Genomic DNA, 22,809 nt, shown 5'->3' with positions numbered 1-22,809 from the left:
CGTCCTCGGCCCTCCGTCCTAGGCCCTCCATCCGGGCCTGGCGTCCTACGCGCGGTAGGTCGCGTCGAGGACCCAGGGCCGCCCGGGACGGGCCGGGGGAGTCAGGGCCACGGCGAGAGTGCCGGGACCACCGTCCCCCTCGAGGGCGTGCGCCAGGGCGGCGGGGCTGCGCGGCGTCGTCGGCAGATCGCAGACCGCTCGCGTGACCAGGCCGCGGGTGTGCTTGGCGAGGTGGGTCGCCCCGGGCACCCTGACATGCACCCATCGACCGGCGACGTCGCCGGACGGTGACCACGCGGCGGCATACGTGCTGGAGCGGCAGTCCACGACCAGCCCGGTGCCGGCGGCTGCCGACAGGACCGGCGCGAGCCGGGGGCGCCACCAGGCGGCCAGGGGCCCGAGGGCGCCGAGCGAGACCCCCATCGACAGGCGGTAGGGCGCGACCCGGTCGGCGAGGCGCAGGGCGCCGTGCAGCGCCGACTGCACCACGACGAACCTCCGCGCCCGCCGCATCCCGTCCGCACCCAGCGTGGGCAGGTCCAGCGCGTCGTAGAGCACCCCGGTGTAGAGCTCGGCGACGGGTACCGCGGGCGCCGTGTCGAGCACCAGGTTGCGGGCCACCTCGGCGCGCAGGCCCTCGGACACGCCGAGCCGGGCCGGGGCGTCCGGGGCGGCGCTCGCCGCGGCCAGCTGCGCCGCCACCTCCGCCCGTGCCGGGGCGAGCTCGGGCCACGACAACGACTCGGGACGGCTCGGGCGACCGCGGCGGCGGGAGGACTTCGACTCCGACGGGGGCAGCAGGATCAGCACCGGGACAGCCTAGGGACCCTAGAGTGAGCGCCATGGCTGCGACCCGCATCAGGCTGACCTCCGACCCTGGCGACGACGAGCTGCACCGCACGTTCGACGCGATCCGCGCCGAGCTGGAGGTGCCGACCGACTTCCCGCCCGAGGCGCTGGCGGAGGCGGAGCGCGTGGCCCGGGAGCAGCGCACCACCGGCACCGACCTCACGGACGTGCCCTTCGTGACCATCGACCCGGTGGGGTCGATGGACCTGGACCAGGCGATGCACCTCGAGCGCGACGGGCAGGGGGTGCGGGTGCGCTACGCGATCGCCGACGTGCCGCTGTGGGTGGACCCGGGCGGAGCCGTCGACGCCGAGGCGAGGCGGCGCGGCCAGACCGTCTACGCGCCCGACCAGCGCACCCCGCTGCACCCCACGGTCCTGAGCGAGGACGCCGCGAGCCTGCTGCCCGGGGTCGTGCGGCCGGCCTTCGTGTGGGACCTGCGGGTCGACGCCGACGGCCAGGTCCGCCTGGAGGGCCTGGACCGGGCGATGGTGCGCTCGGCGGCCCGCCTGGACTACGACGGGGTGCAGCGGGACCTGGACGACGGCCGGGCCGACGAGCTGCTGCTCCTGCTCCGCGAGGTGGGCCTGAGCCGGATGGCGCAGGAGCGGGCCCGGGGTGGCGCCAGCCTTCCGATGCCAGAGCAGGAGGTGCACCCCGACCCCGCCGGCGGCTACACCCTCGAGCTGCGCCCGCTCGCGCCGGTCGAGGACTGGAACGCCCAGATCTCCCTCATGACCGGCATGGCGGCCGCCTCGGTGATGCTCGAGGGCGGCGTCGGGATCCTGCGCACCATGCCGCCGGCGGCGCCGCGCGACCTGCAGCGGCTCCGCCGCCAGTGCGCGACGTTGGGGGTGCCGTGGCCCGAGGACCAGCCGTATGGCGAGATGCTGCAGGGCCTCGACCGTCGCGACCCCCGCCACCTCGCCGTGATCCACGCCGCCACCAGCCTCTTCCGGGGCGCGTCCTACACCCCCTTCGACGGGCAGCCGCCCGAGCAGACCCAGCACGCGGCCCTGGCGGCGGACTACGCCCACGTCACCGCGCCGCTGCGGCGGCTCGTCGACCGCTTCGGCCTGGCCGTGTGCGAGGCCCTGGTCGCCGGGCAGCCGGTCCCGGACTGGGCCCGCGCCGCCCTCCCGGACCTGCCCGAGCTGATGAAGGCCAGCGACCGCCGCGCCAAGGGCGTCGAGCGCGCCTGCACCGACGCGGTCGAGGCGGCCGTGCTGCAGCCGCACGTCGGCGAGGTCTTCGCGGCGGGCGTGGTCGAGCAGGGCGACAAGGGGCCGGCGCTGGTGCAGCTCACCGGCCACCCGATCCTCGCGCCGTGCCGCGGCGAGGTGGAGCTCGGGCAGCAGGTCCAGGTGCGGCTGGTGGAGGCCTCCGTCGCCGAGCGGCGGGTCACGTTCGAGGCGGTGGGCCCCGGAGCCAACGAGCAGCGGACGGCGTGAGCGGCATACGGGACGAGCGGTGGACGGCCCGGGCGGCCCGCTAGACTGGTCGGCGGATGAGTCGGTCGGGCGATCGCGTCACCGTCAGGTGCCGAGGAACGTCCGGGCTTCACAGGGCAAGGTGGTGGCTAACGGCCACCCGGGGCGACCCGCGGGACAGTGCCACAGAAAGCAGACCGCCACCCGGCTCCGGCCGTGGTGGTAAGGGTGAAACGGTGGTGCAAGAGACCACCAGCGGTGCAGGTGACTGCACCGGCTCGGTAAACCCCACCTGAAGCAAGCTCAGACAGTGCACGTCCGAGGGCGGCCCGCCCGAGTGCACGGGTAGAGCGCTAGAGGTGTCCGGCAACGGCCACCCGAGATGGATGATCGCCCATCCTCCGCGAGGAGGGGGACAGAACCCGGCGTACAGACCGACTCATCCGCACCACCGTCGTTACACTCGGTCGCGGCACGGTCTCGGTGCGCGGCCGGGGAAGCGAGGTGGAACCCGTGGGACGCTGGTCAGCCGCCGCCGCGCTCGCGGGGTGGTACCTCCTGCTCGTCGCCGTGCTCCTCGTGACCGAGCTGGGCCGGATCGGGCAGGACCCCACGCACTCGCTGCGCTACTACCTCTACGTCGGGGCCTACACCACGCTGCTGCTGTCCAGCGCGCTCGCCATGGTGCGCTACCCGCAACGACGCAACTACTTCACGATGTCGGTGCTCGCCGCCTGGGCCGCCTATGTCATCGGGGACACGGTCAGCGACATCGCGACGGACACGATCTTCGCGAGCAACCGGCAGCTGTCCGACCCGGGGGACGCGCTCATGCTGGGCGGCTACGCGGTGCTGCTGACCGGCTTCGTGCGGGTCGCGCACCGGCACCGGGACCTGGTCAACCTGGACCGGGTCATCGACGGCGCCATCGTCGCCGTCGCCCTCGGCACCCTCGTGTGGGTCAGCCTCATCATGCCGGGGATGCGTTCCCCCGCCCTCGCGCAGTCCCCGCTCAACGCCGTCGTCACGTCGCTGTTCCCCACCCTGGACCTGGCACTGGTCGCCCTCGGCTTCGCCTACCTGTCGGGGCAGCGCCCGGTCAGCTGGGCCGCGCTGGTCGGGCTGCTGTCCCCGGTGCTCCTGCTCGTGGCCGACGTGCTCGACTTCGTCAACCTGATGCACCACCGGCAGGAGCCGCTGCTCGCTCACGTCTGCTGGTTCCTCGCCTACGGCAGCGCGGCGGTGGCCATGATGGTGCCGCCCGGCGCGCACCTGTGGCGGGGGTCGCGCGAGGTCGCGGCGACCGGCCACGGCCGGCGGCGGGTGCCGTGGATCTTCGCCACGGGTCTGGTGCCCGTCATCGTCTACGGCTGGCAGCTGGTGCGGCCCGGCGAGGCCGGCGGGGTGCAGGACGGCACGACCCTGTCGATCGCGATGCTCCTGATGTTCATGCTGGTCGTGGCCCGCGCGGCGGGGATGATGCGCACCGCCGACGAGCAGTCCGGTGACCTGGCGGTGCTGGCCCGCAGCGACCACCTCACCGGGCTGCCCAACCGGCGCACCGCCGACGCCGAGCTGGCCCGGGCGCTCGCCCGGGCGGGCCGCACCGGGGAGCCGGTCAGCGTGACCATCGTGGACCTGGACCGGTTCAAGGCGTTCAACGACACCTACGGGCACCACGCCGGCGACGAGCTGCTGTCGGGCTGCGCGCACCGGTGGTCCGACCTGCTGGGACCGGCGGAGGTCCTGGCCCGCTACGGCGGCGAGGAGTTCGTCCTGGTGACGGTGGGACTCCCGACGTCGGCGGTCATCGACCTCGTCGACCGGCTGCGGGCCGTCACCCCGCGGGACCAGACCTTCTCGGCCGGGATCGCGGTGTGGCGCCGGGGCGACACCGCCGCGGAGATGCTCTCCCGCGCCGACGAGGCGCTGTATGCCGCCAAGGCCAACGGCCGGGCCCGGACCTACCTGTGGCAGAACGACGGCGACCGCAGCGACCGCGAGCCGGGCCGCGGCCTGACCCCCGCGCTGCCGGGCGGTGGGGACGATGCGTGAGGGGCTGCTGAGCTTTCGCTCCGCGCTGGTGCTGGCCGTCGCCGTCGTCGTGACCCTGCTCTGGCTGCCCCCTGGCGGTCAAGCCCACATGGTGGTGGGCGCCAACGCCGTCCTGCCGCTCGTCCTGTGGTGGGGCATCCGGCGCCACCGGCCGGCCCGGGCGGGCGTGTGGTGGTGCATCATCGGCTGCACGGTCCTGTGGGGGCTGTCCCTGCTGCCGCTCGCCCCGGTCCAGGGGCGCGTCCTCGGCCCCGCCACCGGGCACGACGTCCTGTCGCTCGGGGGCTACGCCGTGCTGATCGTCGGGATCCTCGGGGCCGCCCGGCGTGCCTCCAGCGACCGGCCCGCGCAGTTCGTCGTGGACGCGACCATCTTCGCGATGGGGTGCGTCAGCGTGATCTGGTCCTTCGCGGCGCGACCGGGTCTCGGGACCGAGGTGCCGCTGACCACGCTGTCGTCGCCGTTCCTCGACGGGCTGGCGCTGATGGCGGCCGCCCGGCTCGTCATGATCGCGGGCGGGGCGGCGTCCCCGACCCTGCTGCTGCTGGCCCTCGGCGCCATGACCGTGGGTGACCTGGCGTCCCTGCAGGCCGTGCGGGACCAGGGCAGCGACGGCTCGCACCAGGCGGCGATGGTCTGCTACGTCACGAGCTGCCTGCTGGCCGCGCTGGCGGCGCTGCACCCGTCGATGGTGAGGTTCGGCAACCGCGGCCGCCCGGCGACGCCCCACCTGGAGCGGCTGCACCTGACCGCGGTCGCGATCGCCGCGGTGATGCCGCCGCTGATGCTGCTGCGCGAGCGCGACCACCCGACCATCTCCACCGCCGGTCCGCTGCTCGCGATGTCGGGGGTCGTCTTCACGCTGGTGGTGCTGCGGCTGGAGCGGATGATGGGGGTCGTGGACGGGCAGCGCGTCCAGCTGGAGTCGCTGGCCCGCACCGACCACCTCACCTCCCTGCCCAACCGCCGCACCGGGGAGGCCGAGATGCGCCGCATGATGCGGGAGGCGATCGACCAGGAGGCGTCGCTCGTGGCGGTGCTGCTGGACCTGGACCACTTCAAGGCCTACAACGACCAGCACGGGCACCCGGCGGGGGACCGGCTCCTCGAGTCGACGGCGTCGGCGTGGCGCCGCAGCCTGCCGACGGACGTCTTCCTGAGCCGGCACGGGGGGGAGGAGTTCCTGCTGCTGGCCAAGGGCCGGCACCCCGACAACGTGCGGCTGCTGCTCGAGGGGCTGCGGGGTGCGGCGCAGACCGGCCAGACCTTCTCGGCCGGAGCCGCCGTGTGGGACGGGGTCGAGTCGCTGGTGACGCTGCTGCTGCGGGCGGACGTCGCCCTCTACGACGCCAAGGCGTCCGGCCGCGACGCCGTGAGGTTCGCCCGGCACCGCCCCGTGGTCCTCGGCCGGGTCGACGCCTAGGCTGGGGCCATGCGCCTGACCCACCTCGGACATGCCTGCCTGCTCGTCGAGATGGCCGACAGCCGGATCCTGCTCGATCCCGGGACGCTCGCGGCCGACTGGGAGGAGCTGCGCGACCTGGACGCCGTCGTGGTGACCCACCAGCACCCCGACCACCTCGACCCCGACCGGCTCCCCGCGCTGCGGGCGGCCAACCCCGACGCGGCGTTCTACGTCGAGGCCGAGGCCCGTGAGGTCGTGGACGTCCCGGGCGCCGAGACCTTCGCGAGCGGCGCGCAGCTGCAGGTCGGGGAGGTGACGCTGCGCGGCGTGGGGGAGCAGCACGCCGTGATCAACGAGTTCATCCCCCGCATCCGCAACACCGGAGCGGTGCTGAGCGCCGAGGGCGAACCCACCGTCTTCCACCCCGGAGACGCCTACGACGCCGACCCCGGCCCGGTCGACGTCCTCGCCTTCCCGCTCAACGCTCCCTGGTGCGCCAGCAAGGAGACCATCGCCTTCCTGCGGCGCATCGCACCGCGGGTCGCCGTGCCGATCCACGACGGGCTGCTCGCGCCCGCCGGGCGGCAGGTCTACCTGGGGCACGCCTCGAGCTTCAGCCCGGAGCAGACCGAGGTCCGTGACCTCGCCGGGGCGGGCGCCCGGGAGATCACCCTCTAGCAGCCCGTATGCCGCCCCCGCCGCGCCCCCGCAGCCCGGCGGTGGGGGGGGGGGCCCTCAGCGAGGCAGCACCAGCGGCAACCCGGCGAGCCGGAACCAGTGCGGCTCGAACCACCCCACGACCTGGTCGATGAGCCCGTCGTCGTCGACGTGGAGCACCTGCAGCTGGAAGGCCTCGTGGTCGCGGCCCTTGCGGAGGTACATCCGCACCGCGGGCTGACCGTTGGCCAGCGCCCGCAGGAACCTCAGGTCGCCCGGACCGCGGGCGGGGCAGTGGGTCCAGGACAGCCGGGCCGCGGCCAGGTTGCCGGAGTACCACCGGTCGAAGGGCGGCATCTGCCAGGTGCAGTCCTCGGCGAGCGCGGCGACGACGGCGTCGAAGTGGTGCGCCTCGAAGGCGTCGACGAAGCCGGCCACGGCACGCTCCTCGAGGGCGTCCCGGTCGCCCGGGGACCGGGTCCCCCGTGACGTCTCCGCCGGCGCCCCTGCCGAGGTCGCTGCCGAGGTCCCTGCCGACGCCCCCGACGAGGTCCCTGCCGACGCCCCCGCCGACGTGCCGGGGGCGCCGTCGGTCGGGTCGGTGCCGACCGCGGCCCGGCCACGCTGCAGCGCGGAGTTGACCGAAGCCACGGACGTGCCGAGGGTCTCGGCGGTCTCGGCCGCGCTGAGCTGCAGGACGTCGCGCAGCAGCAGCACGGCCCGTTGGTTGGGGGAGAGGGTCTGCAGCGCCGCGGTCCAGGCCAGCGCGAGGTTCTCCCGCGCCAGGAGACGCTCCTCGGGCGTGGGTGCTGCGCCGGACCACAGCAGGGCATCGGGCAACGGCTCGAGCCAGGCGTGGTCGCCTCGGTGGAGCGGCGCCTCCGGGTCGCCGGGCGGTGCGCCCAACCCGCTCGGCAGGACCCGCCGCGACGCGGAGGCCAGGTGGTTGAGGCAGCTGTTGGTGGCGATCCGGTAGAGCCAGGTGCGCAGCGACGCACGCCCGTCGAAGTCGGGCAGACCGCGCCAGGCCCGCAGGTAGGTCTCCTGCACCTGGTCCTCGGCGTCGACGGCGGAGCCCGTCAGGCGGTAGCAGTGGGCCAGCAGCTCGGCGCGCAGGGCGAGCGCCTGCTGCTCGAAGTCGTGCCGGCTGGGGACCGCCCGGGGCTCCTCCGTCGTCACCGTCGCCGCCTCACTCGCCGAGGGCGCCGGCCTGGGTCGCCGCCGCGACGTCCATCCACATGATCTCCCAGACGTGGCCGTCGGGGTCGGTGTAGGACCGGCCGTACATGTACTCCTGGTCGTCGCCGGTCCGCACGTCGGTGGCGCCGGCCGCCGCGGCCCGGTCGACGATCTCGTCGACCTGCTGCCGGTCCTCGGCCGACAGGCACACGAGGGTCTCCGAGGTGCCCGGACGGGCCGTCTCGTGGTCGTGGAAGCGGGCGAAGAACTCCGGCACCAGCAGCATGGCGTAGAGGTTGTCGCCGAGGCGCACGCCCACGGCGACCTCGTTGGACATGCGCTCATCGATCTCGTAGCCGACGGCGGTGAAGAAGTCCCGGCTGCGCTGCAGGTCGGCGACCGGTAGGTTGACGAAGATCATCTGGTGGGCGAGGCGAGCGCCGCCCGCCCCGGCCTGGCCGGTCGAGGAGGTCGGGCCGGTCGAGGTGGTCTGGCCGGTCTGGGTGGTCTGGCCGGTCGAGGTGGTCTGGCCGGTCTGGGTGGTCGTCTCCATCGTCGATGCTCCTGTGCTCTGCGGGCCCCGGGGTGGGATCCCGTCATACAGGTAGACCGGACAGCCTCCCCGGACTCATCGCGGCCGGCGGACCGATCCTCGGCCAGCCGGCCGCTGACGGTCGCGGGGGCTCAGCGGCGGCGGGCCGACTCGTCCGCTGCGAGCGCGGCGGCGCCCACGATCCCGGCGCTGTTGAGCAGCGTGGCGGGGATGATCGGGGTGCGCAGGTCCAGCAGCGGCAGGAACTTTCCGGCCTTCTTGGAGACGCCGCCGCCGACCACGAAGAGGTCGGGCCACAGGAGGTTCTCCAGGTGGGAGTAGTAGCGCTGCAGCCGCTCGGCCCACTCCTCCCAGGACAGGTCCTTGGCCTCGCGGGCGGCGGAGGAGGCGCGCTTCTCCGCGTCGTGCCCGTCGAGCTCGAGGTGGCCCAGCTCGGCGTTGGGGATCAGCACCCCGTCGTGGATCAGGGCGACGCCGATGCCGGTGCCGAGGGTCGTGAGGATGACGAATCCCTCCTTGCCCTTGGCGGCGCCGTAGCGTACCTCGGCGACGCCGGCGGCGTCGGCGTCGTTGACGACGTGGACGTCGCGCCCGAGCCGCTCGGTGAAGAGCTTGTCGGCGTCGCAGTCGAGCCAACCCTTGTCGATGTTGGCGGCGGACCGCACGACGCCGTGGGTGACGACGCCGGGCACGGTGATGCCGATGGGGGCGTCGGGGCCCACCTCGTCGAAGGCGTCGATGATCTCCGCGATCACGTCGGCGACGGCCTCGGGGGTGGAGGTGTCGGGCGTGGGGATCCGCACCCGCTCCGCGGCGAACTCCCCGGAGGTCAGGTCGACGGGGGCGCCCTTGATCCCGCTGCCACCCACGTCGATGCCGAGCGGCAGGCTCTTCTTCGCAGTCATGGCCGACAGACTACGTCGCGCGCGCGGGCCGAGCCGGGCGGAACCGGTCAGACCTGCGTCAGGATCTCGGCGCCGGTCTCGGTGACGAGCACCGTGTGCTCGAACTGCGCGGAGCGGCTGCGGTCGGCGGTGACGACGGTCCAGCCGTCGTCCCACAGGTCCCACTCGCCGTCGCCGCCGAGCGTCAGCATCGGCTCGATCGTGAAGGTCATGCCGGGCTCGATGACGGTGTCGTAGGCGGGCGCGGCGTCGTAGTGGGGCACGACCAGGCCGCTGTGGAACTCCGTGCCGATGCCGTGGCCGGTGTAGTCGCGGACCACGCCGTACCCGAAGCGCTTGGCGTAGGACTCGATGACGCGGCCGATGACGTTGACCTCGCGACCGGGGCGGGCCGCCTTGATCCCGCGCATCATCGCCTCGTGGGTGCGCTCCACGAGCAGCCGCGACGCCTCGTCGACCTCCCCAACCAGGTAGGTCGCGTCGGTGTCGCCGTGGACCCCGTCGACGAAGACGGTGACGTCCAGGTTGACGATGTCGCCGTCGACCAGGGCGCGGGAGTCGGGGATGCCGTGGCAGATGACCTCGTTGACGCTGGTGCACAGCGACTTGGGGAAGTGCTTGTAGCCGAGCGGGGACGGGTAGGCGCCCGCGTCGACGATGAACTCGTGCACGGCCCGGTCGATCTCGTCGGTCGTCACCCCGGGCGCCACCAGCGCCGCGCCCACCGCCATCGCCTGCGCGGCGATGCGGCCCGCGACGCGCATCCGCTCGATCGTCCCGGCGTCCTTGACCAGCGCGTCGCCGTCCTCGCGGATGTCCTCGCCGCGGTCCACGTAGTGGGGCCGGGCGATGTGGCCGGGCACCGGCAGGCGCGGCGACACGGTCCCAGGGGCCACGGAGACATCGACGGGAGGGAGCTTCGGCATAGGGTGCAGTCTAGGTAGCCGCCTCGCCGGCGCCCCAATCGCGAGTCCGCAGCCCAACCCGCTCGAGGAGGAGCCATGGCCTACTGGTACAACGTCAGGACCCGTCAGGTGGAGACCGACGACGACCGCGCCCGCGACGAGGACGTCATGGGCCCCTACGACACCCACGAGGCCGCCAGCAGCGCCCTCTCCTCGGCGCGGCAGCGCACCGAGGCCTGGGACGAGGAGGACGAGCGTCGCGCCCGCGAGGACGGCGACGAGCCGGACACGCCCAACGCGCTGGGTCTCTAGACCGTATGCCGAAGGCCCGGTGCCCCCTCACCGAGAGGGTGGCACCGGGCCTTCGGCATACGGCCCGACCGGCGTCAGCCGGTGACGGGAGCGGTCACAGGGCGTCCTGGTCGATCCGCTCCAGCGCGGTGGTCCAGCGGGCCTTCAGGGCACCGCGGTCGGCGCTGCTCGGCAGGTTGCTGTGCGTGAGGTCGAGGCGGGTGGCCGCGTCGCCGTCCTTGCTCAGGTCGAGCTCGACGATGCTGGCCGGCGTGTCGGTGGAGTCGTCGGGGTGCCACGAGAACCGGATCTGCTCCATGGGATGGAAGCTGCGGGCGACGCCGTGGCTGCCGTCGGTCGCGTGCCAGGGCTCACCCTTGCTGCCCAGCTCGCCGCCCTCGCCCAGCAGGGCCTCGGCGCCGTGCGGCTTCATCAGGACGTTCCAGACGCTGTCGATGGAGTGGGACACCACGCGGCTGACGCTCACCGTGGTGCCCGTCACGTCGGGGGCGGTCTCGCTGCTCTGCTCGGTCATGACGGACCTCTTCCGATATCCGATCCTCGTCGACCGGTCCGGGGTGAACCGGCCTGATGTCACAGTACCCCGCAGGTGGGGCCCCCGGGCCGGTGGGGTGGCCACCCGGCGACGCGGCGCGGCGTAACCCGGTCGAAACATCGGTGGGCCAGGCTAGGGACATGAATCGTCAGGAGGAGTTCGTCCTGCGCTCGATCGAGGAGCGCGACATCCGTTTCGTGCGGCTGTGGTTCACCGACGTGCTGGGGACGCTGAAGTCCGTGGCGATCTCCCCGGCCGAGCTGGAGGCGGCGTTCTCGGAGGGCATCGGCTTCGACGGCTCCGCGATCGAGGGCCTGACCCGCGTCAACGAGGCCGACATGCTCGCCAAGCCGGACCCGACGACCTTCCAGGTGCTGCCGTGGCGGGGTGAGTCCCCCGGCACCGCCCGGATGTTCTGCGACCTGCGCTCCACCGACGGGCAGCCGTCGCTGGCGGACCCGCGGCACGTGCTGCACCGCCAGCTCACCAAGGCGGCCGACATGGGCTTCACGTTCTACGTGCACCCCGAGATCGAGTTCTTCCTCTTCGAGCAGGACCAGCCGGGCAACCGCCGCCCCTCCAACCCGCCCCGGCCGATCGACGAGGGCGGCTACTTCGACCACCTGCCCCAGGGGCAGGCCCACGACTTCCGGCGCGCCGCGATCACGATGCTCGAGTCGATGGGCATCTCGGTGGAGTTCAGCCACCACGAGGGCGCGCCGGGGCAGAACGAGATCGACCTGCGCTACGCCGACGCCATGACCATGGCCGACAACATCATGACCTTCCGCACCGTCATCAAGGAGGTCGCGCTGGAGCACGGCGTCTACGCCTCCTTCATGCCGAAGCCGCTGTCGGTCCACCCCGGCTCCGGCATGCACACCCACGTGTCGCTTTTCGAGGGCGACAACAACGCCTTCTACGAGCCCGGCGCCCGCTACCAGCTGTCCAAGGTGGGGCGGCAGTTCGTGGCCGGGGTGCTGCGCCACGCCCCGGAGATCACCGCGGTCACCAACCAGTGGGTCAACTCCTACAAGCGGCTGTGGGGCGGCGGCGAGGCCCCCGCCTACGTGTGCTGGGGGCACGCCAACCGGTCGGCGATGGTCCGCATCCCGATGTACAAGCCCACCAAGGGCCAGGCCACCCGCGTGGAGATCCGCACCATCGACACGGCCTGCAACCCCTACCTCACCTACTCGGTGCTGCTGGCCGCCGGGCTGCGGGGCATCGAGGGCGGCTACGAGCTGCCCGAGGAGGCCGAGGACGACGTCTGGGCCCTGACCGACGCCGAGCGCGCCGCCCTCGGGATCGAGGCGCTGCCGAGCTCCCTGGGCCGCGCGATCGACGTGATGGAGCGCTCCGAGCTCGTCGCCGAGACCCTCGGCGAGCACGTCTTCGACTTCTTCCTGCGCAACAAGCGGGCCGAGTGGGCGGAGTACCGCTCCCAGGTCACGCCCTTCGAGCTGCAACGCCTCCTGCCGCGGCTGTGACGAGCCGGACCTAGGGTGGGCGCGTGACGATGGCACGACCGGCGTCGACGTCCGGCACCCTGGCCCGCCAGGGCTTCTCGGACCCCGAGCGGGCGCAGCGCCTGCTCGAGGACCGGGTGCTGGCCGGCCTGACCGACGACGAGCGCGCGGGGCTGGTCGGCGCGCTCTCGGCCACCGCCGACCCCGACCTGGCGCTGCTGGCCGCGGTGCGGCTGCTCGAGGCGGCCGCGGGCGACGGCCGCTCCACCACGGAGGTCGACGCGCTGCGGGGGGTGCTGGGCTCACCCGGCCCGGAGCGCGACCGGCTGCTCGCCGTGCTCGGGGCCTCGTCGGCCCTCGGGGACCACCTCGTCAGCCACCCGGGACACTGGCGCCGGGCCACGGGCGCGCAGCGGCATACGGCCGAGGAGCTGAGCGCGTCGCTGACCGGCGCGGTCCGCGGGCTGGCCACGGGGGCGGCCCTGGACGCGCTGCGGTCCACCTACCGCCAGGAGCTGCTCGCCGTCGCGGCCCTGGACCTGACCTCCCCGGACCCGCTCGTGACGCTGCCGGACACCGCGCGCTCGCTCGCCGACCTCGCGGCCGCCGCGCTGGAGGCCGCCCACGTGGTGGCCTGCGCGGAGGTGCCCGGCTCCGAGACGATCCGGCTCGCCGTCATCGGCATGGGCAAGTGCGGCGGCCGCGAGCTCAACTACGTCAGCGACGTCGACGTGATCTTCGTCTGCGAGCCCACCGACCCGGACGTCGCCCCCGGCAGCCCGCAGGAGGCCGAGGCGCTGCAGGTCGGCACCCAGGTGGCGAGCGCGGTGATGCGGGCCTGCGCGACCTCCACCGGCGAGGGCACGCTGTGGCCCGTCGACGCGGCGCTGCGCCCCGAGGGCAAGAACGGCCCGCTGGTCCGCACCGTCTCCAGCCACCTCAGCTACTACCAGCGGTGGGCCAAGACCTGGGAGTTCCAGGCGCTGCTCAAGGCCCGGCACGTGGCCGGCGACGCCGAGCTGTCGCGCCGCTACCTCGAGGCCGTGACCCCTCTCGTGTGGCAGGCGTCCTCGCGGGAGCACTTCGTCGAGGACGTGCAGGCGATGCGCCGCCGCGTCGAGGAGCACGTGCCCGCCAAGGAGGCCGACCGGCAGCTCAAGCTCGGGCCCGGCGGGCTGCGCGACGTGGAGTTCAGCGTCCAGCTGCTGCAGCTCGTGCACGGTCGCCTCGACGAGACGCTCCGCTCCGGCACCACGCTGGAGGCGCTCGCTGCGCTCGCCGCAGGCGGGTATGTCGCCCGCGACGACGCTGCGGTCCTCGACGAGAGCTACCGCTTCCTGCGGTCGCTGGAGCACCGGGTCCAGCTCTTCCGCCTGCGCCGCACCCACCTCATGCCGACCGGCCCGGCCGAGCTGCGCCGGCTCGGCCGCGGGCTGCACGTCGACGGGGACCCCGCCGCGGAGGTCGAGGCGCTGTGGCGCCGCCGGGCCCTGGAGGTCCGCCGGCTGCACGAGCGCCTGTTCTACCGGCCGCTGCTGTCCGCCGTCGCGCGGCTGTCGGCGGGCGAGGCGCGGCTGACGCCCGAGGCGGCGGGGGAGCGGCTGGCGGCCCTCGGGTTCCGGGACCCCAAGGGGGCGCTGCGGCACCTGGAGGCGCTGACCGAGGGCGTCTCGCGCCGGTCGGCGATCCAGCGGACGCTGCTGCCGGTCATGCTCGGCTGGTTCGCCGACGGCGCGGACCCCGACGCCGGGCTGCTGTCCTTCCGGAAGGTCAGCGACGAGCTCGGCACCACCCACTGGTACCTCAAGATGCTGCGCGACGAGGGCAGCGCCGCCGAGCGGCTAGCGCAGGTGCTGAGCTCGAGCAGGTTCGCCGCCGAGCTGCTGGAGCGCACGCCGGGCGCGGTGGCCGTCCTCGGTGACGACGTCGGGCTGCAGCCGCGGACCCTCGAGTCGCTGCGTACCGTCATGGGCTCGGCGGCGCAGCGCAAGGACACCCCCGAGGACGCGATGCTCGCCGTCCGGGGGGTGCGGCGCCACGAGCTCTTCCGGGTCGCGGTCGGCGACCTGGTCGGGACGCTCGACGTCGCGCAGGTGGGCGAGGCGCTGACCGCGATCACCACCGCGACCCTCGAGGTGGCCCTGGACACGGCGGTGCGCAAGATCGAGATGGAGCTGCGCGAGCCCCTCGGCACCCGGCTGGTCGTGATCGGCATGGGGCGTCTCGGCGGGGCGGAGCTCGGGTGGAGCAGCGACGCCGACGTGATGTTCGTGCACCAGCCGGACCCGCAGTCCCCGCACGACGACGCCGAGCTGCAACGACGCGCCACGGCGGTGGTGCAGGAGCTGCGGCGGCTCACCTCCTGGGGCGGGCCCGAGCCGGCCGTCGGGATCGACGCGGACCTGCGCCCCGAGGGCAAGAACGGCCCGCTCGTGCGCACCCTGGACTCCTACCGCACCTACTACGAGCGGTGGGCGCTGACGTGGGAGCGCCAGGCCCTGCTGCGGGCCCGCCCGGTCGCGGGCGACGCCGAGCTCGCCGAGCGCTTCGTGGAGCTCGCGGACACCCTGCGCTACCCCGCCGAGGGGTTGTCGGCGGGACAGCTGCGCGACATACGGATGCTCAAGGCGCGGATGGAGAGCGAGCGGCTGCCTCGGGGGGCCGACCGGCGCACCCACCTCAAGCTCGGCACCGGCGGCCTCAGCGACGTCGAGTGGACCGTGCAGGTGCTGCAGCTGCAGCACGCCCACGAGGTGCCGGGGCTGCGCACCACCGGGACCCTCCCGGCCATCGAGGCGGCCCGGGAGGCGGGGCTGCTCGCCGAGGACGAGGCCACGCTGCTGGTCGAGGCGTGGGGATCGGCGTCCCGGCTGCGCAACGCCGGGATGCTGTGGCGCGGGCGGCCCATGGAGAGCGTCCCCTCCGACCTGCGCGACGCCGAGGGCATGGCCCGCATCGTGGGGCGACCGCCGGGCGAGGGTCAGCAGCTCGTCGACACCTACCTGCGGATCGCCCGGCAGGCGCGCGCGGTCGTGGACCGGCTGTTCTACGCCCGGTCCGCCTGAGCCGTCACCCCACGTGGTCGGCCCGTCACGTCTCGGGCGGGCCTTTCACGGAGCGTTCACCCGGCAGCCACCTGACCGCTCTCCCGGGGCGTCGGGGCGCTGGCTAGGTTCGGCGGCAACGCCGGCACCCCCCGTGCCCGACGCCCCACCACGACCAGGGAGAGACATCGTGACCGAAGACCGCCGACTCCTGCCGATGGCCGGCATCACGCACGCCAACCGCAGCGCCGTGACCTGCCACCTCCGGTGCGGCGATGCCTGCTCCAGGCCCGTCCCCAACGAGTCCGCCCACGAGACCTTCGCCTCCGTGGCTGCCGGCGCGCTGTCGCGCCGCTCGGTCCTCGGTGGCGCCGGCGCCCTGGCCCTGGCCTTCGGGGCGGTCGCCACCACCACGGCCGAGCCCGCCGCCGCCCTCGCCGGCGGCAAGGACGACGGCCGCGGCCGCGGCAAGGGCCACCCGCAGCGCGTCTCCGGGCTGTCCTTCATCGGCATCGCCCCGGTCCCGGCCGGCACCGACCGGCTCACCGTGCCCGGCGGCTTCGAGTACCACCCGATCATCCGGTGGGGCGACCCGATCCTCAAGGGCGCCCCGATGTTCGACCCCGAGCACCAGACCGCCGAGGCGCAGGCCATGCAGTTCGGCTTCAACAACGACTACACCGACATCATCGTGACCGACAAGCGCGGCACCAAGGCGCTGCTCGTCTGCAACCACGAGTACACCAACGAGAACACCATGTTCCCGCCCACCATGGACAAGACCGAGGCCATCAAGGTCGCCTGGGCCGCCCACGGCCTGTCGGTGGTCGAGCTGACCCGCCCGGCGGCGGGGGAGCGCTGGAGCTACCGCCGCGGCGGCCGGCTCAACCGACGCATCACCCTGGACACGCCCTTCGCCGTCGACGGCCCCGCCGCCGGCTCGCGGCTGCTGCGCACCAAGGAGGACCCGACCGGTCGCCGGGTCCGCGGCACCATGAACAACTGCTCCGGCGGCACCACGCCGTGGGGCACGGTCGTCTCCGGCGAGGAGAACTTCAACCAGTACTTCAAGGTGACCGGCACCGCCAAGGAGGAGAAGCGCTACGGCCTGTCCGCGACCCAGGACAGCCGCGGCTGGTCCACGGTGGACCCCCGGTGGGACGCCCGGTCGGAGGACTTCCGCAACGAGCCCAACCGCTTCGGCTGGATCGTGGAGGTCGACCCCATGGACCCGACCTCGACCCCCGTCAAGCACACCGCGATGGGCCGCTTCAAGCACGAGGGCGCCAACATCATCCTGTCCGACGACGGGCACGCGGTCGCCTACATGGGCGACGACGAGAAGTTCGACTACATCTACAAGTTCGTGTCCCGGCGCCGCTACGACGACCGCCCCGGCAACGCCGCCCGCAAGCACAACCTGCAGCTGCTCTCCGACGGTGACCTCTACGTCGCGCAGTTCACCGGCGACGGCCTGGAGGACAAGGTCAGCGACGGCAGCGGCGAGTGGATCCCGCTGACCCGACGCGGCCGCTCGATGGTCCCGGGCTTCACGCTCGAGGAGGTGCTGGTCTACACCCGGCTCGCGGCCGACGCCGCAGTGGGCAGCAACGGCAAGGGCCCCACCAAGATGGACCGCCCCGAGGACGTGCAGCCCAACCTGATCACCGGGCGCATCTACGCCGCCTGCACCAACAACTCCGACCGCGGCAAGGAGGGCAAGCCCGGCACCGACGAGGCCAACCCGCGCGTCACCAACAAGGACGGGCACATCGTCGAGATCACCGAGGTCGGCGGCGACCACACGGGGACGAGGTTCACCTGGGACCTGGTGCTCATCTGCGGCGACCCCAAGACCGCCGGCACCTACTTCGGCGGCTACACCGGCCCGGTCGCGCCGATCTCGTGCCCCGACAACGTCGCCTTCGACAGCCGCGGCGACCTGTGGATCGCGACGGACGGCATGCCGAGCTCGCTGAAGCTCAACGACGGCCTCTTCCACGTCGAGCTGGGCGGCCCCGAGCGGGGCCGCGTCACGCAGTTCCTCGCGGTGCCGGCCGAGGCCGAGACCTGCGGGCCCGTCATCCACGACCGTGACGGGTCGGTCTTCGTGGCCGTGCAGCACCCCGGCGAGGACGGCACCTGGGCGGACCAGCACTCGTTCTTCCCGGACTACGTCAAGCAGTCCGGGGGCGGCCGGTTCGCCGGTCCGCGCCCGACGATCGTGCAGGTGCGTCGCACCCGCTGACCAGCCCGTATGCCGACGCCCCCGCCCGGCCTCGCCGGCGGGGGCGTCGCGCTGGGTCAGCGCGGGGCGTCGCGCTCGGTCAGCGCGGCGCGAGGACCCGCACGGCCCCGGGCCGCAGGCTGATGCGGCAGGGCGTGGTCGCGAGCAGCTCGCCGTCGGCGTAGCAGTCCAGCGGCACCGGGGAGGAGACCTCCACGAGGCGGGCCCGGGCGCGCCATACGCCGGGGAGCCCCACCTGGCGTCGTACCAGCGTGGCCAGCAGGGTCCCGACGAAGCCCGGCCAGGTGCGCGCCCGGTAGACCATGACGTCCAGCACGCCGTCGTCGACGACGGCCAGCGGGGCAGTCGTGATGCCCCCGCCCTGGCAGCGCGTGCCCGCGACCGCGACGAGCCAGGCGGACGCGTCATGAGGCACCCCGTCGAGCCGCAGCGTCACCGGGTCGGGGCGGGCGCGCAGCAGCAGGGCGAGGGCCGCGAGGACGTAGATCCAGGGACCCCGGCGGTGCGCCCGGTTGGCGGCGGCGTTGATCCGCGCGGTGAAGCCGAGCGCCGCGATGGTGAGGAACTCCCGGTCGCCGACCAGGCCGAGGTCGATCGGGCGCTGCCGCCACCCGGACACGGCGCGGGCCGCCTGCACCGGGTGCAGCGGGACTCGCAGGTGACGGCACAGGTCGTTGCCGCTGCCGCCGGGGAGCGGGGCGATCACCGCGCCGGAGCGTGCGGCTCCCGCGGCGGCGGCGTGCAGCGTGCCGTCGCCGCCCAGCACGACCACGACCTGGCCGGGTGCTGCTGCCGCGGTGAGGTCGGTGACCTCGGCGAGGGAGCGGCTGCGGATGACGGTGGGGGCGGCATACGGGCCGTCGAGGGCGGTCGCGACCCGCGCGACGAGGCGCGGGTGACGCCCCCGGGCGGAGGCCGGGTTGACCAGCAGGACGACGCTCACGGGGCCTCCCGGGGTGGGGCGACGGACGCGGGCAGCCTAGCGGTCGAGCCGGGCGAAGAAGGCCGTCACGGCGAGCAGGTCGGCGCAGCCTCCCGGGCTGAGCTGCCGCGCCGACAGGTCCTCGTCCAGCGCCACCACGCGCGCGGTGATGTCGGGCGCCAGCGCGCCGCCCACCTGCAGCAGCTCCCGGGCTCGGGCCTGCACGTGGCGCATCCCCTGCAGCGACCCGGTCTTGACCAGGGTGGTGTCGTCGGTGCCCGCCATGAGCTCGAGCAGGGCCTGCAGCAGCGCGAGGTCCTCGCGGCCGGTGCGCGCCAGCACCTGGTGGTAGGCCGGCAGGGCGACGTCCACGACGGACCGGTATCCGCTGGCCGCCTCCCCGCGCGCCCCGGTCAGCCCGTGGTCGGCGTAGGCACGCTCGCCGTAGGTCCGGGGCCGGCCGAGGTGCCCGAGCTCCTGGCCCACGATGGTGCTCGCCATCCGGGCGGTCATGTGGCTGAGGGACGCGACGGTGACGGGTTCGCCGGCGGCGGACAGCCGGCCCGCGCACCCCAGCAGCAGCCCGAACGCGAACACCGCCCCCTTGTGCGTGTTGACCCCGCCGGTCGCCGCGAACATCGCGTCCTCGCACGCCTGCCCGGGCCCGCGCAGCCGCGCCACGAAGGCGCGACGCCCGTCCCGGTGGCCCGCGCGCCCGGTCTCGTGGAAGACGGGGAACCACGGCCGCATCGCGGCGATGCTCGCGAGGAAGGTGTGCACGTCCATGTCGTCGTGCGCCCCGCACGAGAGCGGGTCGACCAGGCCGGGCTTGGGGCTGAGCTCCACCTCGGCGAGAAGGGCGCGCTCGGCCAGGTCGGCGAGGTGCTCGGCCTGCCGCCGGTCGTGCAGGGCCGTCACCACGCGCGTCGACCGTCCGGGCAGGACGGGCGTGGGCAGGGTGTCAGGGCTGACGTCGGGCACCGAGGACCTCCACGGCGGTCGTGAGCTGGTCGAGGGGGTGGGCGCGGGAGCGCGCGCACGCGTGGGCGGGCTGCTCGCAGACCAGGCACCGGCGCGGCCCGAGACCCAGGTCGGCGCGGCCCAGCGGGGCATTGCCGGCGAAGACGTCGAGGTCCCACAGCCGGCCGATCGGATGGTGGTCCTCGAGGTGCACCAGCGCCTGCTTGAGCTCCCCGGCGCGGGCGGCCACGGCGAGGAGTGCCTCCGGGCCGCTGGGAGCGTCCTCGGCCGCCCGGGCGAGGACCCGCCAGCGGTGCAGCGCACAGACCCGTATGACGCCCCTGACGCCGTCGTCGCGCACCGCCTCGAGGGTGGGTGAGGTCTTGACGGGGCCCGGGACGACGAGCGTCACCGCCACCACCGTGACGCCCGGGCCGGGGTGGGCGGCCTGCAGGGCCCGGCGGCGCGCGACGCGGCGGTCGCGGGCGTCCAGGAGCTGGTGCGGCGCGACGGGCACGCCGCCGGCCACGCCGCCGGGCACGCCGCTGGGCACGCCGACCGGCGCGGTCCGGGTCACGACGGCACCACCTGGCGGACCACGTCGATCACGCTCCCGTCGCGGTAGCGGACGACGCCGACCACGGTGTCGGTGCGCTCGATGGGCCGGGGGACGCCGGTGAGCGCGACGGCCCGGTCGTAGAGCTCGTCCATGGTGGTGACCGGCAGCCCCGCGCCGCGCAGCCGCTCGGCGAGCTCGGGCCGGGCGGGGTTGACGGCGATGCCGTGGTCGGTGACGAGCACCCCGATGGTCTCGCCGGGGGTCACCAGGGTGGTGACCCGATCGACGACGGTGGGGATCCGGGAGCGGATCAGCGGCGCGACGACGATGGGCAGGTTGGCGCCGGCCGCCACGTCGCAGTGCCCGCCGGAGGCGCCCATCATCAGGCCGTCGGACCCGGTGATGACGTTGACGTTCATCTCCCGGTCGACCTCCAGGGCCGAGAGGATGACGACGTCGAGGCCGTCGGAGCAGGCGCCCTTGGACAGGGGGTTGGCGTACTCGTTGGCGCTGATCTCGACGTGTCCCGGGTCGCTCGCGAGGGACTCGACGGCGACGGTGTCGAAGTCCTGCACGTCCAGGACCCGGCCGACCAGGCCGCGACGGTGCAGGTCGACGATGCCGCCGGTGATCCCGCCCAGGGCCCACCCGGCGCGGATCCCCTTACGCTCCATGCGCGGCCCGAGGAACTGCGTGACGGCCGTCGCGCTCGCGCCCGACCCGGTCTGCAGCGCGAAGCCCTCCTCGAAGTAGCCGGAGTGCTCGATCACGTCCGCGGCGTAGCGGGCGATCAGCAGCTCCTTGGGGTCCTGGGTCAGGCGGGCCGCGCCGACCGCGATCTTGGACGGGTCGCCGACCTCGTCGACGAGCACCACGTGGTCGACCTGGTCCTGGCTGATCGAGGCGGGGGTGCTGGGGTAGGGGACGAGCTCCTCGGTGAGCATCACCACCTGGTCGGCGTGCTGCGCGTCGACCATCGCGTAGCCGAGCGAGCCGCAGTGGGACCGCCCGGTGACGCCGTTGGCGTTGCCCATGGGGTCGCAGGCCGAGACGCCGAGGAAGGCCACGTCCAGGTGCAGCTCGCCGGAGTCGATGAGCGCGGCCCGCCCGCCGTGGCTGTGGACCGTGACGGGGTGCTCGAGCAGGCCGGCGCTGACCTGCCGGGCCAGCTCGCCGCGCATCCCGCTGGTGAAGATGCGGGTGATGACGCCGGCGCGGATGTGCTCCACGAGGGGTGCGTGGCAGCGGTTGAGCGAGGAGCTGGCGAGCGTGAGGTCGCGAAAGCCCATGCGCGCCACCGTGTCCACCACGCGGTTGATCGACTTGTCGCCCTCGCGGAAGTGGTGGTGGAAGGAGATGGTCATGCCGTCGCGCAGGCCGCTGCGCTCGATCGCCTCCTCCAGCGAGGACCGCACCTTGCGACCCAGCCTGGGGCCGCCGTCGACCAGGTGGGGAGTGGCGGCCGACCACCCGGCATACGGGCGCAGACCGGGGACCTCGCTGCCGGAGACGCGGGACGGGACGGTCATCGTGAGCTCCTAGCGGCGGACGCCGGAGGCGTCCGCGAAGGCGATGGTGCGGCGGGCGGCGGCGATGATCGGCGCGTCGATCATCTTGCCGCCGAGGGAGACGACGCCGAGGCCGTCGCGGGCGGCCTTCTCGGCGGCGGACACGACCAGGCGGGCATGGGCCAGCTCGTCCTCGGTCGGGGCGTAGGCGTTGTGCAGCAGGGGGATCTGCCGCGGGTTGACGAGGGACTTACCGTCGAAACCGAGCCGCTTGACCAGCTCGACCTCCGCGAGGAATCCGGCCTCGTCGTTGACGTCGGACCAGACGACGTCGTAGGCCGCGATGCGGGCCACCCGGGCGGCGTGGAGCACGGCGCAGCGGGCGTAGAACAGTTCGGTGCCCTCCGGCGACCGGGTGGTGCGCAGGTCGATGACGTAGTCGAAGCCGGCGAGGGCGATGGACACCATCCGAGGGCTGGCCGTCGCGATCTCGACGGCGTTGACGACGCCGCCGGCGGACTCGACGGCCGCCATCAGCCGGGTGGACCCGACCTCCCGGCCGCAGTCGCGCTCGATGGCCTCGACCTCGTGCTCCAGACGCCGTATGTCGTCGGCGGACTCCGTCTTGGGCAGCCGGATCGTGCCGGCCCCGGCCCGGACGGACGCCTCCAGGTCGGCTCGGCCGTAGGGGGTGTCGAGCGGGTTGATCCGCACCACGGTGTCGGTGCCCTGGTAGGCGGGGGAGCCGAGGGCGTGGAAGACCATGAGGCGCGCGGAGTCCTTCTCGCGCAGCGCGACCGCGTCCTCGAGGTCGAACATGATCGCGTCCGCGCCGTAGACGTAGGCGGTCGTGAGCATCGACGCGTTGGACCCGGGGACGAAGAGCATCGAGCGGTGGGGGAGCGTCCCCGGCTCGCGCATCGTGGCGTCGGTGATCATGCCCGGGCCTCCGCGAGCGCGGCCCAGTCGGGGTCGGCGTCGCAGGCGCGCAGCAGCGCGGCCTGCAGCCGGGCCCGGATCGCCCAGTCGAGGGCGCCCTTGTCGTCGACGACCACCTGGCCGGCGGTGACCTCGAGGGCCGCGAGGACCTCGTCGACCACGGCGCGGATCTGGTGGCCGAACTGCGCCATCACGGCGCTCGTCACGATCACGTCCAGGGTCTCCGGCTCCTCGGGCGACACCTCCGCCTGTCGGCCTGGCGACTCCTCCGCCTGCCGGCCCGGCGGGGGCAGCACCGTGACCATGACGTCGCTGCTCTCGAGCGTGCCCGCGATGGCTTCGTGGACGATGCGCATGGACGACCTCCTCGTCGTC

General features: G+C 73.9%; 20 protein-coding genes and 1 other RNA gene. 9 read left to right on the top strand and 12 right to left on the bottom strand.

Annotated features, from left to right (window positions below):
* Positions 1–45: 45 nt before the first annotated feature.
* Positions 46–810 carry a YaaA family protein gene (locus tag ADJ73_RS13990; protein ID WP_050348777.1) on the bottom strand — a complete coding sequence of 255 codons (765 nt, stop codon included), beginning with the start codon at positions 808–810 and terminating at the stop codon, positions 46–48.
* Between the two features lie 32 nt (positions 811–842).
* Between ADJ73_RS13990 and ADJ73_RS13985 the strand changes: the two genes are divergently transcribed.
* The 5 genes from ADJ73_RS13985 to ADJ73_RS13970 all read left to right on the top strand — a co-directional run bounded on the left by ADJ73_RS13985 (position 843) and on the right by ADJ73_RS13970 (position 6,417).
* On the top strand, positions 843–2,300 hold the full coding sequence (locus ADJ73_RS13985) for an RNB domain-containing ribonuclease (RefSeq protein WP_050349479.1): 1,458 nt from the start codon (positions 843–845) through the stop codon (positions 2,298–2,300).
* Between the two features lie 57 nt (positions 2,301–2,357).
* An RNA gene (rnpB, locus tag ADJ73_RS16355) (RNase P RNA component class A) lies at positions 2,358–2,725 on the top strand.
* A 67-nt stretch (positions 2,726–2,792) separates the two neighbouring features.
* A complete protein-coding gene (locus tag ADJ73_RS13980) occupies positions 2,793–4,334 on the top strand; it encodes a GGDEF domain-containing protein (RefSeq protein ID WP_050348776.1) in 1,542 nt (513 codons plus the stop codon).
* Complete coding sequence (locus tag ADJ73_RS13975; RefSeq protein WP_050348775.1) at positions 4,327–5,757, top strand: GGDEF domain-containing protein; 1,431 nt, start codon at positions 4,327–4,329, stop codon at positions 5,755–5,757. Before ADJ73_RS13980 ends, ADJ73_RS13975 begins: the two co-directional genes overlap by 8 nt.
* 9 nt (positions 5,758–5,766) lie before the next feature.
* Positions 5,767–6,417 (top strand): MBL fold metallo-hydrolase, encoded by a 651-nt coding sequence (locus ADJ73_RS13970; RefSeq protein WP_050348774.1) that lies wholly within the window; start codon positions 5,767–5,769, stop codon positions 6,415–6,417.
* Between the two features lie 57 nt (positions 6,418–6,474).
* Here the strand turns inward: ADJ73_RS13970 and ADJ73_RS13965 are convergent, their stop codons facing one another.
* From ADJ73_RS13965 to map, 4 genes are all read right to left on the bottom strand, one after another.
* A complete protein-coding gene (locus ADJ73_RS13965; protein WP_050348773.1) occupies positions 6,475–7,575 on the bottom strand; it encodes an RNA polymerase subunit sigma-70 in 1,101 nt (366 codons plus the stop codon).
* Positions 7,576–7,585: 10 nt separating this feature from the next.
* Entirely contained in the window at positions 7,586–8,128 is a 543-nt protein-coding gene (locus tag ADJ73_RS17345) for a VOC family protein (protein ID WP_216593643.1), read from the bottom strand.
* Positions 8,129–8,259: 131 nt separating this feature from the next.
* Positions 8,260–9,033 (bottom strand): polyphosphate--glucose phosphotransferase, encoded by a 774-nt coding sequence (gene ppgK / locus ADJ73_RS13955; protein WP_050348772.1) that lies wholly within the window; start codon positions 9,031–9,033, stop codon positions 8,260–8,262.
* Positions 9,034–9,080: 47 nt separating this feature from the next.
* A complete protein-coding gene (map, locus tag ADJ73_RS13950) occupies positions 9,081–9,959 on the bottom strand; it encodes a type I methionyl aminopeptidase (protein ID WP_050348771.1) in 879 nt (292 codons plus the stop codon).
* A 75-nt stretch (positions 9,960–10,034) separates the two neighbouring features.
* Here map and ADJ73_RS13945 point away from each other — a divergent pair, with 75 nt between their 5' ends.
* Positions 10,035–10,250, top strand: coding sequence for a hypothetical protein (locus ADJ73_RS13945; protein WP_050348770.1), 216 nt, complete (start codon positions 10,035–10,037; stop codon positions 10,248–10,250).
* Positions 10,251–10,344: 94 nt separating this feature from the next.
* On the opposite strand, the gene ADJ73_RS13940 is transcribed toward ADJ73_RS13945, so the two are convergent.
* Entirely contained in the window at positions 10,345–10,764 is a 420-nt protein-coding gene (locus ADJ73_RS13940) for an SRPBCC domain-containing protein (protein WP_050348769.1), read from the bottom strand.
* Between the two features lie 161 nt (positions 10,765–10,925).
* Between ADJ73_RS13940 and glnA the strand changes: the two genes are divergently transcribed.
* The 3 genes from glnA to ADJ73_RS13925 all read left to right on the top strand — a co-directional run bounded on the left by glnA (position 10,926) and on the right by ADJ73_RS13925 (position 17,546).
* The gene (glnA, locus tag ADJ73_RS13935; protein ID WP_050348768.1) at positions 10,926–12,275 is read left to right on the top strand and encodes a type I glutamate--ammonia ligase; all 1,350 of its coding nucleotides are present in this window, start codon (positions 10,926–10,928) and stop codon (positions 12,273–12,275) included.
* 29 nt (positions 12,276–12,304) lie between these two features.
* Positions 12,305–15,319, top strand: a complete 3,015-nt coding sequence (locus ADJ73_RS13930; RefSeq protein ID WP_050348767.1) for a bifunctional [glutamine synthetase] adenylyltransferase/[glutamine synthetase]-adenylyl-L-tyrosine phosphorylase — start codon at positions 12,305–12,307, stop codon at positions 15,317–15,319.
* A 196-nt stretch (positions 15,320–15,515) separates the two neighbouring features.
* The gene (locus tag ADJ73_RS13925; RefSeq protein WP_050349477.1) at positions 15,516–17,546 is read left to right on the top strand and encodes a PhoX family protein; all 2,031 of its coding nucleotides are present in this window, start codon (positions 15,516–15,518) and stop codon (positions 17,544–17,546) included.
* Positions 17,547–17,625: 79 nt separating this feature from the next.
* On the opposite strand, the gene ADJ73_RS13920 is transcribed toward ADJ73_RS13925, so the two are convergent.
* From ADJ73_RS13920 to ADJ73_RS13895, 6 genes are read right to left on the bottom strand one after another with little or no spacing between them, the layout of a single operon-like run.
* On the bottom strand, positions 17,626–18,489 hold the full coding sequence (locus ADJ73_RS13920) for a diacylglycerol/lipid kinase family protein (protein WP_050348766.1): 864 nt from the start codon (positions 18,487–18,489) through the stop codon (positions 17,626–17,628).
* Between the two features lie 36 nt (positions 18,490–18,525).
* A complete protein-coding gene (gene citG / locus ADJ73_RS13915; protein ID WP_050348765.1) occupies positions 18,526–19,449 on the bottom strand; it encodes a triphosphoribosyl-dephospho-CoA synthase CitG in 924 nt (307 codons plus the stop codon).
* Positions 19,430–20,005, bottom strand: coding sequence for a citrate lyase holo-[acyl-carrier protein] synthase (citX, locus tag ADJ73_RS13910; RefSeq protein WP_216593642.1), 576 nt, complete (start codon positions 20,003–20,005; stop codon positions 19,430–19,432). The genes citG and citX overlap by 20 nt, the downstream gene beginning before the upstream one ends.
* The gene (gene citF, locus ADJ73_RS13905; RefSeq protein WP_050348764.1) at positions 20,002–21,516 is read right to left on the bottom strand and encodes a citrate lyase subunit alpha; all 1,515 of its coding nucleotides are present in this window, start codon (positions 21,514–21,516) and stop codon (positions 20,002–20,004) included. Before citF ends, citX begins: the two co-directional genes overlap by 4 nt.
* A gap of 9 nt (positions 21,517–21,525) precedes the next feature.
* Complete coding sequence (locus ADJ73_RS13900; protein WP_050348763.1) at positions 21,526–22,434, bottom strand: aldolase/citrate lyase family protein; 909 nt, start codon at positions 22,432–22,434, stop codon at positions 21,526–21,528.
* Positions 22,431–22,790 carry a citrate lyase ACP gene (locus ADJ73_RS13895; protein ID WP_050348762.1) on the bottom strand — a complete coding sequence of 120 codons (360 nt, stop codon included), beginning with the start codon at positions 22,788–22,790 and terminating at the stop codon, positions 22,431–22,433. The genes ADJ73_RS13900 and ADJ73_RS13895 overlap by 4 nt, the downstream gene beginning before the upstream one ends.
* Positions 22,791–22,809 lie beyond the last annotated feature (19 nt).

The sequence above is a fragment of the Arsenicicoccus sp. oral taxon 190 genome (genome assembly GCF_001189535.1).
Classification (GTDB): domain Bacteria; phylum Actinomycetota; class Actinomycetes; order Actinomycetales; family Dermatophilaceae; genus Arsenicicoccus.
Note: the sequence above shows the minus strand (reverse complement) of the source record. Positions and strands in the feature narration are given on the sequence as shown.